The organism is Arthrobacter sp. FW306-1B-F12A (assembly GCF_058781865.1).
The window spans coordinates 43,407-62,382 of sequence record NZ_JBYSXD010000027.1 but is presented as its reverse complement, the minus strand read 5'-3'; the positions used below and the strand labels follow the sequence as shown (position 1 = coordinate 62,382).

The following is an 18,976-nucleotide window of genomic DNA, read 5'->3' as shown; positions in this document are numbered from 1 at the left end:
GCGCCGCGGGGGCGGGGGTCTCAGCCTTGGGGGCTGGAACCGGAGCCTTGGGCGCAGCGGGGCCCGGAGCCGGGCGGGATGCTGCCGGTGCAGCAGGGGCAGCGGGTGCCGCGGGGGCTGCAACGCGAGGTGCTGCCGGGGCAGCGGCCTTCGCAGCGCCGGCGCCCGGATAGGCGTCGCGAAGCTTCTTCACGACCGGTGCCTCAATTGTCGAAGAGGCGGAGCGAACGAATTCGCCCAATTCCTGCAGTTTTGTCACTGCATCTTTGGAAGTAATACCGAGCTCTTTGGCGAGCTCATGTACGCGGACCTTGGCCACATTTCTCCTGTCTCGGTCCGCACCGAGCCAGGCACGAACCGTCTAATTCTTACTGCGGGCCCCTGCCGCTAACGCGGCGGATAGGCCCTGTGCAGAGCGCAACAAAGTTGTCATCGTTGCGCACTCATCGCTGGGAACTCATCGGGTTTCCATCAGTTTTCTGACCCGCTTTCAGGTTTGGACGGTTTTCCTGCTTTCACGTGGGTGTCCGCAGGGGGTATGACTGCCGCCAGGTAGCGTTCGACGGCGGTGACTTCACTTGCGCCCGCGAGGGCCCTAGCGAAAGCACGCCGTTTGCTTGCCAGCGTCAGGCATGTGGTGCTGGGGTGCAGCCACGCACCCCGGCCAGCCATCCGGCGTCGTTCATCCACCAGGACGACGGGTGACCCGCCGCCTTCGGCGACAAGCCGGATCAACTCGCTCCGCTTGCCTTGTTTCCGGCATCCGATGCAGGTGCGCACAGGCTGGTGCCTGGTGTGAAGCAGTTCAGTCACTGGGTGTATCAACCTGCCTCAGTGTCTTTGCCTGTCTTCTGCGGTTCTGCTTGGCTCGGCGCCCACCCTCGACTTGCCGGGATTATTGCCCCACAAGCCGCGAGCACGCCAAAGCGCACGGATACCGGGCATAGGCCCGGTTCCATCCATTCTAAGCCCCCGAGTGCCCGGCCACCGAATCCACAAGCTGCGGGGATCCGGGGCCGGGCACCGTTTGGTCTATTTAGTTGCCCTTGGCCGGAGTGGCGTCAGAGACGATGTCGATCCGCCAGCCGGTCAGCTTGGCTGCGAGGCGGGCGTTCTGGCCTTCCTTGCCGATGGCGAGGGAGAGCTGGTAGTCGGGAACAACCACGCGGGCCGAACGCGTGGCTTCGTCCGTGATAGTGACGGAATTCACGCGCGACGGCGAAAGGGAGTTGGCGATGAAGGTCGCCGGATCGTCGCTGAAGTCGACGATGTCGATCTTTTCGTCATTGAGTTCGGTCATGACCGCGCGGACGCGGGAACCCATTTCACCAATGCAGGCACCCTTGGCGTTGATGCCCGGGGTGTTGGCTTTGACGGCCATCTTGGTCCGGTGTCCGGCCTCGCGTGCCAATGCCACGATCTCGACGGATCGGTCCGCGATCTCCGGGACCTCCAGTTCGAAAAGCTTCCGTACAAGGCCCGGGTGTGAACGCGACAGCGTGATGGAGGGTCCCTTGGCGCCGCGGTGGACGTCCACCACAAACGCACGCAGGCGGTTGCCGTGGGTGTACTTCTCCCCCGGCACCTGCTCGGGCGGCGGCAACAGTGCTTCCACGGAACCGAGGTTCACCTGGATCATGTGCGGGTTGTTGCCCTGCTGGATCAGGCCGGCGACGAGTTCGCCTTCACGGCCCTTGAATTCGCCGAGGACGTTGTCGTCCTCGACGTCGCGCAGGCGCTGCAGGATGATTTGCCGCGCGGTGCTCGCCGCAATGCGGCCGAATCCGGCAGGAGTGTCCTCGAACTCGCCGATGGCTTCGCCGTCGTCGTCGATTTCCGTGGCCCAAATGGTCACGTGCCCGCTCTTGCGGTCCAGCTCCGCACGGGCCTTCTCGAAGGCGCCCGGCGTCTTGTGGTATGCCACCAGGAGCGCCTGCTCAATGGTGGGAATCAGGAGGTCCAGCGGGATTTCACGCTCACGCTCCAGGAGTCTCAGCGCACTCATGTCAATATCCATTAGGCCTCCTCGGAAGGTCCGTTGTACTCGTCTTCCAGCACGGCCTCGTTGAGGTGGCTGAACTCTATCTCGACTTTTCCTTGGCGGATCCTGTCGAAAGGAATCTTCACGGGTTCGCCCTGCTTGGGCTTCATGCCCTTCTTGACCTCTTGCTCGGGAACCAGCGTGACGCCGTCGTCGTCGACGGACTGGATGCGGCCCGTCAGGTTCTCTCCTTGGATCACGTTGACCTTGACCATGCGTCCGCGGGCCCGGTGCCAGTGGCGGGGCTCCGTGAGGGGGCGCCCGACGCCGGGCGAGGAGACCTCAAGGTCGTAGGGGCGGCCGTCGGTGCGGGGATCGTTGTCCAGGATGTCCGAGAGCGCCCTGGAGATTTCCGCGATGACGTCCAGGCTGACGCCGCCGGTTTCCTCCTGGGGCAGGTCGATGACCACGTGGACTACCCGGTGCGAACCGGCAACGTGGATGGCAACATCCTCAAGATAGAGCCGGCTCGCCAGGACGGCAGGCTCCAGAAGGGCCTTCAGCCTGCTCTCCTCGGGGTTGCGGACCTCGTGTTGTGCTGGACTCGTCGGATCCGTTCCAGCCTGGTCTGTTGAAGTCGTGGCTTCCGAATGACTCACTGGCCAGCCGCCTCCCGATAGATGATGTTGTGACTACTAGCTTAACGACATTTGCGGCGGCGTGGTGCACGGGGTCCCTCCGCGGGGACGCAAGTTGCCTGCGGGCGTGACACCATAGTCTGTTGTGAACCACGAGACTGTTGAGAAACCACGGAGCCATCGCTGGATGAGGACCCTCCTGCTGGCCTTCCTCGCAGTCCTCGTCCTCGGAGTCGGCGCCGTGCTTGTCCCGCGGGACGTTGGAAAGCCCCAGGCGGTGCCGTTTTCCGAAACTGCCCGTTCCGAAGCGCTCGCTTCGACCGAGACGCTCCTGGGCAGCGCATCGCTCCTGGAGAGCACCGACACTGTGATGTTGCTGACAAGCCAGGCACAGGCGCTGCTGCAACCTTCCGGCCCACCGGCGTCGAGCACTCCCACGGCTACCCCCAGCCTCCGTGCCACGCAGGACCGCCCAACGCGGGCTGGCTTCGTCTCCGCGCTCTCCGCGAGCGCTTCCCGTCGCTTGGCGGACGCCGCGAATGCCGACGGCGGCATGGCCCGGCTGCTTGCCGCCGTCGGGACCGCCCAGCTGCTTGAGTCATCGCGGCTTGCCACGAACTGGGGCTTGCCGCTACCAGCGACCCCGCCCGGGGCGAGTGCCGCCCCGGCACCGCCGCCGAGCTGCCCTGCCTCAACGGGCACCTCGACGACGGCGCCGACACCCGGAACGGCGCCCACCCAGGCCGATCTGCCCGGAGCCCTTGCCGCCGTCGTCAGCTCGGAACAGGAGGCGATCTATGCATACCAAGTGGCCCTGACCAAGCTGGACGCGAAGGCGTCGGCGACGGCAAGCACGTGGTTGGCGCGCCACCAGGAGCTGCTCCGCGGAGCGGAGGCCCAGGGCCGGCTGCACTGCATCGCCACGCCCCCGCGGGAAGCCGGCTATCGCCTGCCTGCGACTTTCGCCGCCAAACCCGGGCTGGCGCTCGGGAGCATGGAGTCCAGCTCGCTGACTGCCTACGCCGACCTCGTCGCGTTGTCGGAGGGCGAGACGCGCCAATGGGCGATCGACGGGCTCGTGGACGCCGCCAAACGCAGCCAGGCCTGGGGAACCCCGGTTGGTCCCTTCGCCGGCCTTGCGGTCGACGGCAAGGCGCTGCCCCCGCTGCCGAGCAGCACTCCGGGTCCATAGGAAAGCCTTTCTTTGCTGGCGGCAGCAGATTCCAAGTGCTTGGCTTGTACCATGGCTTCCATCGAAACTGCAGCCCTGCACGAGAACGAACCACACGCCAACGACCTCGCCCACCGGCTCAACTGGCTCCGGGCAGGCGTCCTTGGCGCCAATGACGGAATCGTCTCCGTCGCCGCCATCGTGGTGGGTGTCGCCGGCGCCACCACGAACACCGGCGCGATACTCACTGCCGGAGCCGCCGGACTCGTGGGCGGCGCGGTGTCCATGGCACTCGGCGAGTACGTCTCCGTCAGCAGCCAAAGTGACAGCCAAAAGGCCCTCATCGAGAAGGAACGCCGGGAGCTCGCCGAGGAACCCGAAGAAGAGCTCGCGGAATTGACTGCGATCTATGAGGCCAAGGGACTGCGGCCTGAAACAGCGCGGAAAGTGGCCGCGGAGTTGACGGAGCATGACGCCTTGGCGGCCCACCTTTCCGCCGAATTGAACATCGACGAGGACGACATCGTGAGCCCTTGGCATGCGGCCTTCGCGTCCGCCATTGCCTTCACCCTCGGCGCGGTACTGCCGATGCTCGCGATCCTGCTCCCGCCTCCGGGACTGCGTGTACCGCTGACCTTCATTTCCGTGCTGCTCGCCTTGGCCATCACGGGAGCGATCGGGGCGTGGATCGGCGGCAGCTCGAAGACCCGCGCCGCCGTGCGGGTCGTCATCGGCGGAGCCCTTGCGCTTGCTGCGACGTTCTTCATCGGAAGCCTCCTGGGCTCCTCCGGAGTGGTCTGAACCATCCCCGGACCGGCTTGGGTAGGCTGACAGTGATGTCTACCTTCGTTTCGATCCCTGGCGACCTCCAGGCACGCTACTCCCGCACAGCGGAGGGGCGGGCGTGGCTCTCAGGGTTGCCCGGACTGATCAATGCCAGCTTGGAACGCTGGCGGCTGTCCGTTGACCTGGAACCCGGCGGGCAACCTTGGAATGGCCACGGCGGCATCGTCATTCCGGTCCTCTACAACGGCGCCCGTTCGGTGCTCAAGATAGCGTTCCCGCACGAGGAGGCCCTCGTTGAACGGCACGCGCTGGCCCTGTGGGGCGGCACCGGGGCAGTCAGGATGCTCGACGCCGATGCCGCGTCCTGCGCGATGCTCCTGGAGCGGCTCGACGCCGTCAGTTGGCTACAGGGCGCCCCGATGGACGAAGCCCGCGACGTGTGGGGATCGCTCGTGAAGGAACTCAGCATCGAACCCGACGAGCGGCCCGAGTGGAAAGAGTTTGAGCATATAGCGGCACGTGCCGAGCGCTGGAGCGATGAGTTGCCGGCGGACTGGGAGCACCTTGGCCAGCCCTTCCCCCGATGGCTCCTGGAAGCCGCATTGGAGGTGTGCCAGACCCGGGGCGCTGTCGGACGGCGGGCGGGCAGGGACGTCCTGGTCCATTGCGACCTGCATTTCATGAACATCCTCCCCCACCTCAATGGCGCCCGGGCCGCCGGAAGGCGCGCATACGTGGCGATCGATCCGCAACCAAAGATCGGTGAGGCGGAGTTCGCCGTCGCCCCGATCTTGTGGAACCGTATCCGCGACCTCTCCACGACGGCCCCAGAGGTTGCGCTCCTGGAGCGTTGCGCGGATTTCAGCCGCGCGGCCGGCCTGGACGGCGAAGCGGCCCGCGAATGGAGCCTGGTTCGCGAGGTCGAAAACGCCCTGTGGTATGCCCGAAAGCCACGGCATGAGGGCGACCTTGCACGCTCCTTGTGGGTGGCCAGCACCCTCGCAGGACGTCCCTTGGACGGCCTGCCCGCCGCACACGACCTGCCCGAACCTGGACTGGCCGCCTCGAGCTAGCTTCAGGGCGCCGGAGGCCGTACCGTTCAGGCGCCGCGCTTAGGCGGTGGCCGCCAGAGCATCCTTGATGGCCTGCACCGCGATATCCAGGTCTGCCGAGTCCGTGGACCAGTTGGTCACCGAGACTCGCAGGATATCCCTGCCCTGCCAGCGTGAACCGGACATCCAGACCCTCCCGTCGGCCATGATGAAGTCCGTCACGGCACGCGTCCTCTCGTCGGAACCGAAGGCCAGCGACAACTGCGTGAACACCACATCGTTGAGGACCTCGACGCCGGGCACCTCGGCAAGCCGCCTGGCCAGTTCCGCGGCACACTCGGCGCGCCCGGCGACAAGCTCCCGCACGCCATCCCCACCCAGGGAACGCAAGGCCGCCCATACCGGCACTCCCCTGGCCCGTCGGGAAAGCTCGGGTACCTTCTCCATGGGGTCGCCGGGGCCGTGGTCATCCTGCATCAAGTATTCGGCGTGCATGCCGATGGCGGATCGCAGGGCAGCAACGTCACGTACCACCACGATCCCGGCGTCGTACGGCACATTGAGGGTCTTGTGGGCATCGGTTCCCCACGAATCGGCCAATCCGACGCCCTCCACCAGATGCCGCAGTCCCGGCACAGCGGCTGCCCACAGCCCGAAAGCCCCGTCAACATGGACCCACGCGCCATGATCCTTGGCAGCGGAAATCGCCTCGCGGAAAGGATCGAAGGCTCCGGAATGCAGGTTCCCGGCCTGGAGGCACACGATTGCCGGACCGGAACCGGACTCCAACGCAGTCCGAAGCGCGGCTGGGTCAATCCTTCCTTGATGGTCCGCCGCAACAACCTCCGGGGCCCCGAAGCCCAGGAAGCGCAAGGCCATGTCCAGGCTCTCGTGGCGCTCGGCCCCGACGAGGACACGGAGTTTCGGCGCGCCCTGGAGTCCCCCGGCGTTGACATCCCAGCCGACGGCGGCCAGCTGGCGCCATCGGGCCGCCGCGAGCGCCGTGAAGTTGGCCATGCTTGCGCCGGTCGCGAATCCGACGTCGGAGCCAACAGGTAGGCCGAGCAGCTCAAGGAGCCATTGCCCTGCCGCCTCTTCGATCCCGGCAGTGGCGGGTGTGGCAAAACGCAGTCCGGAGTTCTGGTCCCATGCGGAAACCATCCAGTCCGCAGCCATGCCTGCCGGCACCGTGCCGCCGATGACCCAACCGAAGAAACGCCCCGATTGCATGGCCATGAGCCCGGGCTCTGCATGTTCGGCAAGGAAATCAATGACCGAGGCCGCGTCCAGTCCGCTGGCCGGCAACGGTCCACCGAAGACTGCCGCGACGTCGTCAGCCGTGGTGCTTGGCCGTACCGGCCGCCCGGGCAAGGCCCTCAACCACTCACGCGTATGCTCCCATGCACGTTCCAGTGCCTGCTCATAGTCGCCGGAATCGACCCACATGAGTGCATGCTACGCCCGGGGCTTCCCTGCGGCCATCGCTTGCGACGTCCGGGGCGCTACGTGGCGAAGTAGTCGTTCCAGACGTCCACGCCGAGTTTGACGATCAACGCGCCGACCACGATCAGGAACACAATCCGCACAAACCCGCTGCCCTGTTTCACGGCTGTCCGGGCGCCCAGGTAGCCGCCGGCCATGTTGGACAAGCCCAGCACGGCGCCGACGCCCCACAGCAGTGATCCGTGCGGCAGGAAGAACAACAGGGCACCGGCGTTCGTGGCCATATTGACGATCTTCGCCTTGGCGCTGGCCTCAAGGAAGGCATAGCCCATCGCGGAGACGAGGGCGATCACCAGGAAGGAGCCTGTACCAGGACCTATCAGGCCGTCGTAGAACCCGATCACGCCGCCTATGGCGCAGGCCACCACGTAGTGCGTGTGGCCGTCATGACGCAGCGCGGTCAGCTCGCCTGCATTGGGCCGCAGCGCAGTGAAGAGCGCGACGGCGATGAGGGCCACCACGATGATGGGTTTGAAGACGCTCGCGGGAAGGTTGGCCGCCAGGACGGCTCCGCCGAAACTGCCCGCGAGGGCAATCACCGCCATGGGTATGGCCGTCTTGAGGTCAGGGCCAACCCGGCGGTAGTAGGTGACAGCGCTAGTTGTCGTCCCGAAAATAGAGCCCATCTTGTTGGTGGCCAGCGCCTGGACCGGGGTGATCCCCGGAACCAGGAGCAAGGCGGGGAGCTGGATCAGTCCCCCGCCGCCCACCACGGCATCGATCCAACCGGCCGCGAATCCAGCCACCACGATCATGACGAGCGTGGTGAGCTGGACCGACTCGAAGCCGGAGATCACTTCTGGCGTACGGCGTTGACCACGTAGTCGGCAGCCTTCTCGACTGCCACGTTCTCTGCCTGGCCGGTGCGACGGTCCTTGATCTCCACAACGCCGTCCACCAAGCCACGGCCCACCGCCACGATGGTGGGGACGCCCACGAGCTCGGCGTCGCCGAACTTCACGCCGGGGGAAACCTTGGGGCGGTCGTCGTAGATCACGTCGAGGCCGGCGGCCTCGAGTTCGGCGGAGAGCTTCTCGGCCGCCGCGAAAATTTCCTCGCCACGTCCGACGGCGACCACGTGGACGTCCGCGGGGGCCACGGAGCGCGGCCAGATCAAGCCCCGGTCGTCGTTGTTGGCCTCGGCCAGGGCGGCCACGGCACGTGTCACGCCGACACCGTAGGAGCCCATGGTGACCACAACCTGCTTGCCGTTCTGGTCAAGGACCTTCAGGTCGAGGGCCTCGGCATATTTGCGGCCGAGCTGGAAGATGTGTCCCATTTCGATGCCGCGGGCAGTCTCCAAGGGGCCGGAGCCGTCCGGGGCTTCGTCTCCCGCGCGGACCTCGGTGCATTCGATGACGCCATCCCAGGCGAAGTCGCGCCCGGCTACGAGACCGAACACGTGCTTTCCGTCTTCGTTCGCCCCGGTAACCCAGCTGGTACCCGAGACAACCCGGGGGTCGACAAGGAAGAGCAACTTGGACGTTCCTTCGAGCCCGAGAACGGCCTCGCCGAGGACAAGTCCGGGGCCGATGTAGCCCTTGACGAGTTCAGGAATCTTCTTGAGGTCGTCCTCGTTCGCCGCTTCGAGCCCGATTTCGCCGGCAATGGGCAGGAATGAACCGATGTTGGCTTCGACGCGCTTGAGGTCCACGGCGCGGTCACCGGGAACGCCGATGACCACGATCTGGCGTTCGCCCGTGGGCAGCGTGACGGCGAGGACCACGTTCTTGAGGGTGTCGGCGGCAGTCCAGGCGCCGCCGTCGGAATCGCTGCGCGCGGCGAGCTGGTTGGCAGCCGTCACGAGGGTGTCGATCGTGGGCGTGTCCGGGGTGTCCAGGACGCGTGCGGGAGGCGCGTTGCTGAAGTCGATCTCGGCCGGGGCCACGGTGGTCACGGCTTCGACGTTGGCGGCATAGCCGCCCGCCGAGCGCACGAAGGTGTCCTCGCCGATCTCGGTGGGGTGCAGGAACTCCTCGCTCTTGGATCCACCCATGGCGCCTGCCGTGGCGGCAACGGGGATGACCTCAAGGCCAAGTCGCTCGAAGATTTTCAGGTACGCGGCACGGTGGGCCGCGTAGCTCGCGTCCAGGCCGGCGTCGTCGACGTCGAACGAGTAGGAATCCTTCATGATGAATTCGCGGCCGCGGAGGAGGCCTGCCCGGGGGCGTGCTTCGTCGCGGTACTTGTTCTGGATCTGGTACAGGCTCAGCGGCAGGTCCTTGTACGAGGAGTACAGGTCCTTGACCAGGAGGGTGAACATTTCCTCGTGCGTGGGGGCGAGGAGGTAATCGGCACCCTTGCGGTCCTGGAGGCGGAACAGCCCTTCGCCGTATTCGGTCCAGCGGTTGGTCGCCTCGTACGGTTCGCGGGGCAGCAGTGCCGGGAAGTGGACTTCCTGGGCGCCGATGGCGGCCATTTCCTCGCGGATGATCTGCTCGACCTTGCGCAGGACGCTCAATCCCAAAGGCAGCCACGTGTAGATGCCCGGTGCGGCACGGCGGATATAGCCCGCACGGACCAGGAGTCTGTGGCTTGCGACTTCGGCGTCGACGGGATCTTCACGCAAGGTGCGCAGGAACAGCTGGGAGAGGCGAAGGACCACGGGTCAGAATCCGTTTCTATGGCAAGAGCTGGCAAAAACTACTGTGTACCAATCTACCGGCTTGCGGCCGGGGAACCTGCCGGGGCCGTCCCCCCGGATTCCTTCCCCGGGTTCTTCGGAAAGCAAAGCCGCCCCGAACGAACATGAGCCACGCCATGGTGCGAGGAAGCCCCTGGCCGCCGGGCGGCTGGTCATCCTGCCATGGCGTGGCTCAGCGGCTGGTCGGCCGCGGGCGTTGTCCTGGAGGCTTAGTCGGACTCGTCGAATGCCTTCGAAAGATCAACGCCTACAGCCATTTGGTTTTGTGTTTCCTCTCTGAAACCGTCCGCGCCCCAGCGACACGGCTGGTTCTGAATTTATGTGATGGTGGACACTTTTTTCAAGGGCTTGGACTAATCAATTCTGGCAACGAACAACGCGGGGTCAGTTAGCGCCCATCCGGAGGTCCGACATGGGCCGTAAGTGACCCCGCGTTGCAGATCCGTCCCCGAAGCTCACAGTTGACGCGCTTGTGTATCGGATTTACCTTTTATTCATCACCTGATGAATAAATCGGAGGCCGCGATGTCCCACAGTCCAGCGGGAAGTCCTGCACCAGGCATGTCCCCTGCGTCCCCTGCGGTCACGGTGGAGGGCCTGCACGTCACGCGCGGCCGCAAGAAGATTCTCCGTGGCGTGGACTTCGCCATGGAACCCGGACGGATCACGGGCCTGCTTGGACCCTCGGGGAGCGGCAAGACAACCCTCATGCGCTGCATCGTCGGCGTCCAGCGGCTGACAGCCGGCAGCGTGGACGTATTGGGCCGTCCGGCAGGTACTCCGTCATTGCGGCACGACGTCGGATACGTCACCCAGGCACCGAGCGTCTACACGGACCTCAACGTCGAGGCGAACGTGAGGTATTTCGGAGCCATGCACGGCGTCTCGGCGGCCGACACCGCGGAGGCGATTGCCGCCGTCGGGCTCGAATCACTGGCACGGCGGAAGACGGCAGACCTTTCCGGCGGTGAATTCAGCCGGGTCTCGCTGGCCTGCGCGCTCGTCTCGCATCCGAAGCTGCTGGTCCTCGACGAACCGACGGTTGGCTTGGATCCGGTACTGCGTGCCGAGCTGTGGGAACGGTTCGCCGCCTTGGCCAAAGCGGGCACCACCTTGCTGGTGTCCAGCCATGTCATGGAGGAGGCCTCGCACTGTTCCTCGTTGCTCCTGCTCCGCGATGGATTGCTGCTGGCGCAGCTCAGTCCGGCGGAACTGAGCGAGCGGGGACACAGCAACGACCTGGAACAGGCCTTTCTGCACATCATCCAGGAAGCGGGCGCCGCTTCGAGCCACCGGAGTGCCAATGAAAGCCAGGTGGCGTGATGAATCCACGGATGATGTTTGCCACCACCAGGCGGGTCCTGGAACAACTGCGGCACGACCACCGGAGCGTCGCGCTCATCATGGTGGTTCCGGCCCTGCTGCTCACGGGCGTCTACTATCTGTTCGAGAACGAAACCCTGCCTCCCGGATTCCCCCGGACCTTTGACCGCGTGGGACTCATGATGCTGGCCATTTTCCCGTTTGTGGTGATGTTCCTGGTCACGTCGATCACTATGTTGCGCGAAAGGACGTCGGGGACGTTGGAACGGCTCCTGACGACGCCCATCCACAAAGCCGATCTCCTGTTCGGCTACGCGTTGGCGTTCTCTATCATGGCGGCCCTGCAGTCCCTTGTCGCAACCGCTGTGGCCTACTGGATCTTCAATCTGGATATCAAGGGCGGTCCCGGTTACGTCGTGATGATTGCCGTCATCAACGCAGTACTCGGTGTTGCGCTCGGCCTGTTGTGCTCGGCCTTTGCGAGGACCGAATTCCAGGCGGTGCAATTCATGCCGGTGGTGGTGATACCGCAGATCCTCTTGTGCGGACTCTTCGTGGCCAGGGACCACATGAACAGCCTCTTGGAGGGCATTTCCAATGTGCTGCCGTTGACGTTTTCGGTCGATGCGCTCCAGCAGATCGCCGACAACACCGAGGCGACGCAGGCCATGTGGCAGGATGCCGGGGTCATGGCGGCGATCGTTGTGGGGGTCTTGGTCCTGGCTTCGTTCACCCTCCGACGGCGGACCTCATGAGCGGCGGCGTGCCTCCACTGCGGCGGGGACGCCGCAGCGGCGGGAGCGACTCCCGCGAGCTGATCCTCGCTACAGCGCGCCGGCTCTTCGCCGAACACGGCTTCGACGGCACGAGCCTGCGGCAAGTGGCCCGCGAAGCAGAGATGGACCCGGCCATGGTCCACCACTTCTTCAAGGGCAAGGACGAACTCTTCGCCCAGAGCATCGAACTCCCGGCTGATCCCGACGAGGTCCTGGCCGGCGTCGAATCGTTGGCCCCGGCACAGCGCTCCGAAGCAATCGTCCGTGCCGTGTTGCGTCTGTGGGAAAGCCCGGCACAACACGGGCTTGTCGCGTTTGTCAGGGGAACGATCGGCTCCAAGGCCAAGACCGCCTTGCTGCGGGAGATGGTGGCGAGGACCATCCTGTCCAGGATTACAGCAGGTCTTCCCGGTTCCCCTGAGGAAGCGAAGATGCGCGGCACCCTCGTTGCCACGCAGGTGGTGGGGCTCATGCTGATGCGCTACGTGGTCAGGCTGGAGCCCCTGGCTTCGGCCTCCCAGGACGAGGTAGTGCGGCTCGTGGCCCCGAACGTCCAGCACTACCTCACCGGCGCGCTCACCCCTCCCAACTGACTCGCATTAGACGTCGTTATGAGCCCTCAAAACGACATCTATTGCGAGTTAGTTGGGTTGGGTTGATCAGTACAGCACCGTGGCGAAGGTTCCCAGGCGTTTGAACCCGACCCGCTCGTACGTGGCGCGCGCCCTGGTGTTGTACTCGTTGACGTAAAGGCTGGTGATCGGCGCGAACTGCTGGGCCAGGACAACCACTCCCGCCATGTACCCGGCACTGAGTCCTTGGCCGCGGAACTCGGGGTTCATCCAGACGCCCTGCACTTGGGTGGCCTGCGCGGTGACCGCCCCGAGTTCGGCTTTGAACTTCACTTTCCCGCCGGCGTCGATGTGCACCAGGGAATGGCCTTGCCGGATCAGTCCGGCCACCCGGCGGCTGTAGAAGTCCTCGCTCCCGAGGAAGGGAGAATACCCCACTTCCTCTTCGAACATGGCTGCGCACGCGGGCAGGATACGGTCGAAATCCGCGATGTTTCCGAAGCCGAGCTGCGGATTGGCTTCGATGGCGGGTGGCCCCGAGATGGCCAGAAGTGGCTGGTCGGCACGTACCTCGTGGGCGAAATGGCCCAGCTGCTCCAAGCGGGAATGCAGCGCCAGTACGGTCTCCGCCGGCCCGAAGATCGAGGCGTACCGGCGTCCTGCCCGGTGTGCAACCGCCGCAACGCGGGAAGCCAGCCCGGGGTCCAGCTGCACCGGAACCAGATTGGCGCCGGCCCAGCAGGCACCCACCAGGGCATCGCCGTCGAACACTCCAAAGACGCTCGCCCCACCGGACGTGGGTGCGGCGCTCCCCGACGAATCGAGATGCGCCAGAATGAAGACGTTCGCTACAGGGTCTTCCATCGCGAGCACGCGAAGGGCCCGGGTGTCGGCAGCGCCGAGCACCCGGACGGAAATCCCATCGGCGGCTGTCTCGCTACGAGACGCTAACCACGGGGCTACCCTTGACAGCATCTTCGCCATCGGCCTCCCCCATCTCTTCGGCGATACGCATGGCCTCTTCGATCAGTGTCTCAACAATCTGGCTCTCGGGGACAGTCTTAATGACTTCGCCCTTCACGAAGATCTGGCCCTTGCCGTTTCCGGAGGCCACACCGAGATCGGCTTCACGTGCCTCGCCCGGGCCGTTCACCACGCAACCCATGACGGCGACGCGCAACGGAATCTCCATTCCCTCAAGCCCGGCCGTGACCTGCTCAGCCAGCGTGTAGACGTCCACCTGGGCGCGTCCGCATGAAGGGCAGGAGACGATTTCGAGCTTGCGGGGGCGCAGGTTGAGGGACTGCAGGATCTGGTTGCCGACCTTGATTTCCTCGACAGGCGGGGCGGAGAGGGACACGCGGATGGTGTCGCCGATACCCCTGGACAGGAGCGCTCCGAAGGCCGTCGCGGACTTGATGGTGCCCTGGAAGGCGGGCCCGGCCTCTGTCACGCCGAGGTGCAGGGGCCAGTCGCCCTTTTCGGCAAGCATCTCGTAGGCCGCCACCATGATGACGGGATCGTTGTGCTTGACGGAGATCTTGAAATCGTGGAAGCCATGTTCCTCGAACAACGACGCTTCCCACACAGCGGACTCGACGAGGGCCTCCGGGGTGGCCTTGCCGTACTTCTTCAGGATGCCGGGCTCCAGGGACCCGGCGTTGACGCCGATCCGGATGGACGTACCGTGATCGCGAGCTGCCGCCGCGATTTCCTTCACTTGGTCATCGAACTTGCGGATGTTGCCCGGATTGACGCGCACCGCAGCGCAACCGGCCTCGATCGCGGCGAAGACATACTTCGGCTGGAAGTGGATGTCCGCGATCACGGGAATCTGGGACTTGCGGGCGATGATCGGCAGTGCCTCGGCGTCGTCCGCGGAGGGGCAAGCGACACGCACGATGTCGCAGCCGGACGCCGTCAGCTCGGCGATCTGCTGCAGGGTGGCGTTGATGTCCGTGGTGGGGGTGGTGGTCATCGATTGCACGCTGATGGGTGAATCGGAGCCGACGCCGACCGAACCCACCTTGATCTGGCGGGTCTTGCGGCGGGGCGCGAGAACGGGGGGCGGGGCTGACGGCATTCCCAGGCTGACCGAGGTCACGTGGACTCCTTGGGTTGAAATGGGTGGATCGTAGGGCCGGGAACCCGGCCGGTCATGCTGCTAGGAAGCGTGGGCGGAGAGCATTCCGATGACGGGGTTCCACTCCGACGTCCGGATGCCTGCAATCCCCCGGACGGCGGCGAACGGATCCTCCTTCAGCGTGGCGTTCAGCTCGGCCTCGTCGGCGGCCTCGAGCAGGAGTAGCGCACCCGCTCCGTCGGTGTAAGGGCCGCTCGCCAGCAGGGTTCCCTGCTCGGCGAGGCTGGCGAGCCAGGCGCGGTGGGCGGGGCGGTTCGCGTCGCGCACCTCGGCGGACTCGGCGTCGTAAACGTACTCAACAGCGAAAACAGTCATATGGATAGCCTATCCCCCCAGCCCAATCCGGATCAGCCGAAGAGGTTGACGGGCTTGACGATGTCCGCGTAGATCAGCAGCGCGCTCATGGCCATGAGGACGCTCGCCACGACGTAGGTGAGCGGCAGGAGCTTGGCGATGTCGAAAGCGCCGGGATCCGGTTTGCCGAACAGCTTGGCGATTCGACGCCGGGCTCCCTCGTAGAGCGCGCCCGCCACGTGTCCGCCGTCGAGCGGCAGGAGCGGAACCAGGTTGAAGACGGCGAGGGCGAAGTTCAGTCCGGCGAGGAGCCCCACGAGGGCGCTGACGCGCGATTGCAGCGGAACCTGATCCATTGCAGCCACTTCACCGGCCACCCGGCCGACGCCGACGACGCTGATGGGGCCATTGGGATCGCGCGGTTCGGAGCCGAAAGCCGCTTGTGCTACTCCGACTACCCTGGCGGGGAGGTTGAGGATGACTCCGGCGATCTGCTTGATGTTCTCTCCGGCCATCGGAAGAACGGTCGACGCCGGTTGGGGCACCATGGCGGTTTGCGCACCGATGCCGAGGAACCCGACCTCCTCGTACAGCGGCTTGCCGTCCGAGCCCTTGGCCTGCTGGCCGTTGTCGGCGATGACGGGGCGTGCGGACAGCACCGGGGTAACCTGCGTGGTGACGCTCTTGCCGCCACGGTCCACGGTGATTTGCACGGACTTGCCGGCGGATGCCCGGATCCAGCCGCTCATCTCGGCCCAGCTCGTCACAGGCTTGCCGTCAAAGCTGGTGACAACGTCGTTCGGCTGGAGCTTGGCCACCGCGGCCGGGGTCAGTTGGCAGTTCGGCGAGTTTGGATCGACGGTTTCGCCGGCCTTGACTTGGCACTTTGACACCTCGGCGATGGTGGTGGTGGCGGTGGACACTCCGAAGCCCATGAGCAGCACCGCTGTCAGCACCAGGCCGATGAGCAGGTTCATGGCCGGCCCACCCAGCATAATGATGACCTTTTTCCAGACCGGCAGCCTGTAGAAGACCCTGTTCTCGTCGCCGGGGCCCACTTCCTCGTGCGCCGCGGACCGGGCTTCGGTGGCGAGTGTCTGGAACATGCCGGTGCTGGACGGCCTGACGCTGCCATCCTCCTTGTTGGGCGGGTACATGCCGATCATGGCGACGTAGCCTCCCAGCGGGATCGCTTTGACGCCGTATTCGGTCTCGCCTCTCCGAGTGGACCACAGGGTAGGACCGAACCCGATCATGTACTTCGTGACGCGCACCTTGAAGAGCTTGGCGGGAAGCAAGTGCCCCACCTCGTGCAGCGCAATGGAGACGGCCACGCCGATCGCGACGAAGACGACTCCGAGAATGAACAGAATGACGGGATTCATGCCTTAAGTACTGCTTCCTAAAGGGTGCTGTTGGCTAAACGATCGTGGGTGCGCGTGCGTGCCCACCTCTCAGCATCCAACACCGAGTCCACCGTCAGCTCCAAGGATCCTGAATGTTCGCTGAGGACGGACTCCACCGTGTCCACGATGTCGGTGAAGCGGATCCTCCCGGCGTGGAAGGCTTCCACCGCTTCCTCGTTGGCCGCGTTGAAGACCGCTGGAAACGTGCTCCCCTGCTTCGCGGCGTCCTTGGCCAGTTCCACGGCCGGGAAAGCCACCGAGTCGAGGGGCTCGAACGTCCAACTGGTGGCCTTGGTCCAGTCGCAGGCCTTGGCGGCGCCGGGCACGCGGTCCGGCCACCCGAGGCCGAGGGCAATGGGCAGTCGCATGTCCGGCGGAGAGGCCTGGGCAATGATGGAGCCGTCCACGAACTCCACCATCGAGTGCACTACGGATTGCGGGTGCACCACAACGTCGATCCTGTCCAACGGGACGTCGAACAGCAGGTGCGCTTCGATGACCTCCAGGCCTTTGTTGACGAGGCTGGCCGAGTTGGTGGTGACCATGAGGCCCATGTCCCACGTGGGGTGCGCAAGGGCCTCGGCCGGGGTGACGTTGCGGAGTTGCTCCCGGCTGCGGCCCCGGAAAGGTCCGCCGGACGCCGTCAGGATGAGTTTCCCAACCTCTTTGTCGGTTCCTGCGCGGAGGCATTGGGCGATGGCCGAGTGCTCGGAATCCACGGGCACGATCTGGTCAACGGCGGCAGCGGCCTTCACCAGGGCACCGCCCACGATGAGGGATTCCTTGTTCGCCAAGGCCAGGATGGCGCCCGACTTGAGTGCTGCCAGCGTGGGCGCCAGCCCGATGGACCCCGTGATGCCGTTGAGTACGACGTCCGCTTCGATCGCGGCAATCTTGGTGGACGCATCCGGCCCCGTGATGATCGCCGGATCGTAGTTCCGGAGTCCGGCGGCGGAGGCGGCAGCGCCGATGAGTCTGTGGAGTTCGTGGGCGTCGCCGTAGGCGATGCCGACTGCCTGTGCCTTGGTGTGGACTGCCTGCTGCGCGATGAGTTCCAGGTTCCCGCCACCCGCGCTCAGCGCCACGACCTCAAACAGGTGGGGGGCGGCGTCGACGACGTCAATCGCTTGAGTGCCGATTGAACCAGTGGACCCGAGGAGGATGATCTTGCGCGGCTGCATTGCTTAAGTATCCCGCACCCCAGGCGTAGCGTTGGTTTGTGGACTGGGTCTCGTGGTTCGAGGCGCCGGACTATGAATTCGCCCGGCAGGTGCTCCAGCGCGGCACGGCCGCGCTCTATTTCATCGCGTTCCTGTCCAGCCTCAACCAGTTTCCCGCACTCCTTGGCGAACATGGGCTCCTGCCTGTCCCGAGGTATGTGGACGGCCACAGGGTCTTGCGCAGGCCCAGCCTGTTCCGCTGGAAGTACTCGGACACGTTGCTCCGCGCCGTGTGCGCCGCAGGACTTGCCGTGTCCCTGACACTCGTGGGCGGGCTGCCGCAGCTTGGCCCGCCGTGGCTTCCCTTGGCCGCGTTCCTGGCCTTGTGGTTGCTCTACATGTCGATCGTCAACGTCGGCCAGACCTTCTACGGCTTCGGTTGGGAGATGCTGCTGCTGGAAATGGGCTTCACCGTCGGCTTCCTCGGTTCGGACCAGGTCCCCCCGCCCAGGACCATCCTCGTCCTGCTCGTGTGGTTGCTCTTCAGGCTGGAATTCGGCGCCGGCATGATCAAGATCCATGGCGGAAGCGAGTGGCGTGATTTAACCGCCCTGTACTACCACCACGAAACCCAGCCCATGCCCGGACCGTTGAGCCGCCAGGCGCATCTCCTGCCCAAAGCGATGCACCGCATGGAGGTGCTCGGCAACCACTTCGCCCAGCTGGTGGTGCCGTTCTTCCTGTTCGCCCCGCAGCCGCTGGCCACCATCGCCGCAGGAATTGTGGTCTTCACGCAGCTTTGGCTGGTGGGGAGCGGAAACTTCGCGTGGCTCAATTGGTCCGCGATCGTGCTCGCCTTCGCTGCGGTGAGCGACCCGGTTGCCCACGCTGTGCTGCCTTTCATCCCGCAACGGACCAACCCGGCAGCGGCGGTTCCGCAGACCCCGGTGTGGTGGCTCGCCGTCGTGCTCGCGGTGACGGTGCTCCTCCTGGTGCTCAGCTATTGGCCCATCCGCAACCTGCTCTCGCGCGGGCAGCTCATGAACGCGAGCTTCAACCGATGGCAGTTGGTCAACACGTACGGGGCGTTCGGCACGGTGACGCGGCACCGCGTGGAAATCGTGGTGGAAGGCACCCAGGCAGACGTTCCCGTCGACGAGGCAGATTGGCGCGAATACGGCTTCAAGGGCAAGCCCGGCGACGTCCGCCGGCTCCCCCGGCAATGGGCGCCCTACCACTTGCGCCTCGACTGGCTGATGTGGTTCCTGCCCTTGCGCACTGTGCACGAGGAATGGTTCTACGCGTTCCTGGGCAAGCTGCTCGACGCCGATCCGCCCACCTTGCGCTTGTTGCGCCAGGACCCGTTCGACGGCGACCGGCCGCGTTGGGTGCGGGCCCGCAGCTTCCTGTACCGCTTCGCCACGAGGGCCGAGTTCCGGGAAACGGGTCAGCGCTGGATCCGGATGGAGCTCTACGAGGTCATCGCCCCGTTGTCGCTGCCGAAGCCACGACGGCGCGGTCAATAGA

The 18,976-nt window shown here is 65.4% G+C and carries 19 protein-coding genes; 7 read left to right on the top strand and 12 right to left on the bottom strand.

The window, feature by feature from the left end; all coding sequences use genetic code 11:
* From AC3WJU_RS14070 to rimP, 4 genes are all read right to left on the bottom strand, one after another.
* A partial coding sequence (locus tag AC3WJU_RS14070) for a translation initiation factor IF-2 N-terminal domain-containing protein (RefSeq protein WP_492260124.1) occupies window positions 1–319 on the bottom strand: 319 nt, incomplete at its 3' end.
* A 152-nt stretch (window positions 320–471) separates the two neighbouring features.
* Window positions 472–813: a YlxR family protein gene (locus AC3WJU_RS14065; RefSeq protein WP_059387822.1), complete on the bottom strand. Its 342-nt coding sequence runs from the start codon at window positions 811–813 to the stop codon at window positions 472–474.
* Between the two features lie 223 nt (window positions 814–1,036).
* Window positions 1,037–2,017 (bottom strand): transcription termination factor NusA, encoded by a 981-nt coding sequence (nusA, locus tag AC3WJU_RS14060; protein ID WP_059387823.1) that lies wholly within the window; start codon window positions 2,015–2,017, stop codon window positions 1,037–1,039.
* Complete coding sequence (gene rimP, locus AC3WJU_RS14055) at window positions 2,017–2,640, bottom strand: ribosome maturation factor RimP (protein ID WP_059387824.1); 624 nt, start codon at window positions 2,638–2,640, stop codon at window positions 2,017–2,019. The genes nusA and rimP overlap by 1 nt, the downstream gene beginning before the upstream one ends.
* A 166-nt stretch (window positions 2,641–2,806) precedes the next feature.
* Between rimP and AC3WJU_RS14050 the strand changes: the two genes are divergently transcribed.
* From AC3WJU_RS14050 to AC3WJU_RS14040, 3 genes are read left to right on the top strand one after another with little or no spacing between them, the layout of a single operon-like run.
* Entirely contained in the window at window positions 2,807–3,811 is a 1,005-nt protein-coding gene (locus AC3WJU_RS14050) for a DUF4439 domain-containing protein (protein ID WP_492260123.1), read from the top strand.
* A 51-nt stretch (window positions 3,812–3,862) separates the two neighbouring features.
* Window positions 3,863–4,591, top strand: coding sequence for a VIT1/CCC1 transporter family protein (locus AC3WJU_RS14045; RefSeq protein WP_234753091.1), 729 nt, complete (start codon window positions 3,863–3,865; stop codon window positions 4,589–4,591).
* A 35-nt stretch (window positions 4,592–4,626) separates the two neighbouring features.
* Complete coding sequence (locus tag AC3WJU_RS14040; protein ID WP_284989359.1) at window positions 4,627–5,649, top strand: aminoglycoside phosphotransferase family protein; 1,023 nt, start codon at window positions 4,627–4,629, stop codon at window positions 5,647–5,649.
* A 39-nt stretch (window positions 5,650–5,688) separates the two neighbouring features.
* Here the strand turns inward: AC3WJU_RS14040 and AC3WJU_RS14035 are convergent, their stop codons facing one another.
* Genes AC3WJU_RS14035 through AC3WJU_RS14025 form a run of 3 tightly spaced genes read right to left on the bottom strand, consistent with a single transcriptional unit; the run spans window position 5,689 to window position 9,736 of the window.
* Window positions 5,689–7,074 carry a pyridoxal phosphate-dependent decarboxylase family protein gene (locus AC3WJU_RS14035; RefSeq protein ID WP_492260122.1) on the bottom strand — a complete coding sequence of 462 codons (1,386 nt, stop codon included), beginning with the start codon at window positions 7,072–7,074 and terminating at the stop codon, window positions 5,689–5,691.
* 56 nt (window positions 7,075–7,130) lie between these two features.
* Window positions 7,131–7,928, bottom strand: coding sequence for a sulfite exporter TauE/SafE family protein (locus tag AC3WJU_RS14030; RefSeq protein WP_441433207.1), 798 nt, complete (start codon window positions 7,926–7,928; stop codon window positions 7,131–7,133).
* The gene (locus tag AC3WJU_RS14025) at window positions 7,925–9,736 is read right to left on the bottom strand and encodes a proline--tRNA ligase (RefSeq protein WP_441433206.1); all 1,812 of its coding nucleotides are present in this window, start codon (window positions 9,734–9,736) and stop codon (window positions 7,925–7,927) included. Before AC3WJU_RS14025 ends, AC3WJU_RS14030 begins: the two co-directional genes overlap by 4 nt.
* Window positions 9,737–10,336: 600 nt before the next feature.
* Here AC3WJU_RS14025 and AC3WJU_RS14020 point away from each other — a divergent pair.
* The 3 genes from AC3WJU_RS14020 to AC3WJU_RS14010 are packed head-to-tail and all read left to right on the top strand — an operon-like array spanning window position 10,337 to window position 12,467.
* The gene (locus AC3WJU_RS14020; protein ID WP_492260126.1) at window positions 10,337–11,098 is read left to right on the top strand and encodes an ABC transporter ATP-binding protein; all 762 of its coding nucleotides are present in this window, start codon (window positions 10,337–10,339) and stop codon (window positions 11,096–11,098) included.
* A gap of 11 nt (window positions 11,099–11,109) precedes the next feature.
* Window positions 11,110–11,853, top strand: coding sequence for an ABC transporter permease (locus AC3WJU_RS14015; protein WP_307053541.1), 744 nt, complete (start codon window positions 11,110–11,112; stop codon window positions 11,851–11,853).
* Window positions 11,850–12,467: a TetR/AcrR family transcriptional regulator gene (locus AC3WJU_RS14010; RefSeq protein ID WP_307053516.1), complete on the top strand. Its 618-nt coding sequence runs from the start codon at window positions 11,850–11,852 to the stop codon at window positions 12,465–12,467. Before AC3WJU_RS14015 ends, AC3WJU_RS14010 begins: the two co-directional genes overlap by 4 nt.
* A 66-nt stretch (window positions 12,468–12,533) precedes the next feature.
* On the opposite strand, the gene AC3WJU_RS14005 is transcribed toward AC3WJU_RS14010, so the two are convergent.
* The 5 genes from AC3WJU_RS14005 to dxr are packed head-to-tail and all read right to left on the bottom strand — an operon-like array spanning window position 12,534 to window position 17,470.
* Window positions 12,534–13,421 carry a GNAT family N-acetyltransferase gene (locus AC3WJU_RS14005; protein ID WP_284989397.1) on the bottom strand — a complete coding sequence of 296 codons (888 nt, stop codon included), beginning with the start codon at window positions 13,419–13,421 and terminating at the stop codon, window positions 12,534–12,536.
* Complete coding sequence (gene ispG, locus AC3WJU_RS14000; protein WP_013600504.1) at window positions 13,384–14,550, bottom strand: flavodoxin-dependent (E)-4-hydroxy-3-methylbut-2-enyl-diphosphate synthase; 1,167 nt, start codon at window positions 14,548–14,550, stop codon at window positions 13,384–13,386. The genes AC3WJU_RS14005 and ispG overlap by 38 nt, the downstream gene beginning before the upstream one ends.
* A gap of 60 nt (window positions 14,551–14,610) precedes the next feature.
* Complete coding sequence (locus AC3WJU_RS13995; protein ID WP_284989364.1) at window positions 14,611–14,904, bottom strand: YciI family protein; 294 nt, start codon at window positions 14,902–14,904, stop codon at window positions 14,611–14,613.
* 32 nt (window positions 14,905–14,936) lie between these two features.
* Window positions 14,937–16,268: a M50 family metallopeptidase gene (locus AC3WJU_RS13990; protein ID WP_059387828.1), complete on the bottom strand. Its 1,332-nt coding sequence runs from the start codon at window positions 16,266–16,268 to the stop codon at window positions 14,937–14,939.
* Window positions 16,269–16,285: 17 nt separating this feature from the next.
* Window positions 16,286–17,470: a 1-deoxy-D-xylulose-5-phosphate reductoisomerase gene (gene dxr / locus AC3WJU_RS13985; protein ID WP_332603275.1), complete on the bottom strand. Its 1,185-nt coding sequence runs from the start codon at window positions 17,468–17,470 to the stop codon at window positions 16,286–16,288.
* Between the two features lie 38 nt (window positions 17,471–17,508).
* Between dxr and AC3WJU_RS13980 the strand changes: the two genes are divergently transcribed.
* Window positions 17,509–18,975: a lipase maturation factor family protein gene (locus AC3WJU_RS13980; protein WP_492260121.1), complete on the top strand. Its 1,467-nt coding sequence runs from the start codon at window positions 17,509–17,511 to the stop codon at window positions 18,973–18,975.
* Window position 18,976 lies beyond the last annotated feature (1 nt).